Below are 687 nucleotides of genomic sequence, written 5' to 3' on the forward strand. Positions count from 1 at the left end.
GGCCAGCGCGTGCGACGACGTGCCGGACGACGTGGACACCGCGATCATCAGGGTCACCCCGGCGGCCGAACCGATGTAGCGGGCCGTGTTGTTGGCGCCCGAGCCCATCGCCGCGCGCCCGGCGGGCACCGACTCGACGGCGAGGAGCGGCAGCGCGGCGTTGAGGAGTCCGCTGCCGATGCCGGAGACGAAGAGCCCCGGCAGCATGCGCGTCCAGTGGCCCGAGCCCGCCGCGCCCAGCATCGTGGCGACGGCCAGCGCGTGCAGGGCGAAGCCCAGGGCCAGTTGGTGGCGCGGCGAGACCCGGCCGGCCAGGCGCCGCGCCTGGAGGGCGACGAGGAACGCCGTGCCGGACCAGACCATGAGCAGCCCGGCCGTGCCCATCGGGGTCACGTCCATCGTGTGCTGGAGGAGCGTCGGGACGTAGCTGAACAGCGCGATGACCGACAGGCCGGTGAACAGGCCGCCCGCCGTCGACGCGAGGAAGAGCGGGCGGCGCAGCAGCGAGAGGTCGAGCATGGGGGTCGCGCTGCGGCGCTCGACCGCCACAAAGGCCGCCAGGAGTACGGCGGTTGCCGCGAGGAGTACGCCGATGGGGGCGCGCAGCCAGCCGTCGCGGCCGAGCGTGAGCGCGGCGAGGAGGGCGACGAGCGCGAGGCCGAGCGTGAGGGCGCCGGGCAGGTCGGG

The 687-nt window shown here is 75.3% G+C and carries 1 protein-coding gene; it reads right to left on the reverse strand.

The genetic code is table 11. The features are described from left to right. Positions 1-687, reverse strand: a 687-nt coding sequence (locus G3I40_RS43545; RefSeq protein ID WP_164560318.1) for an MFS transporter, incomplete at both ends; no start/stop codon positions are given.

Source organism: Streptomyces sp. SID14478, from assembly GCF_010548525.1.
Classification (GTDB): Bacteria; Actinomycetota; Actinomycetes; order Streptomycetales; family Streptomycetaceae; genus Streptomyces.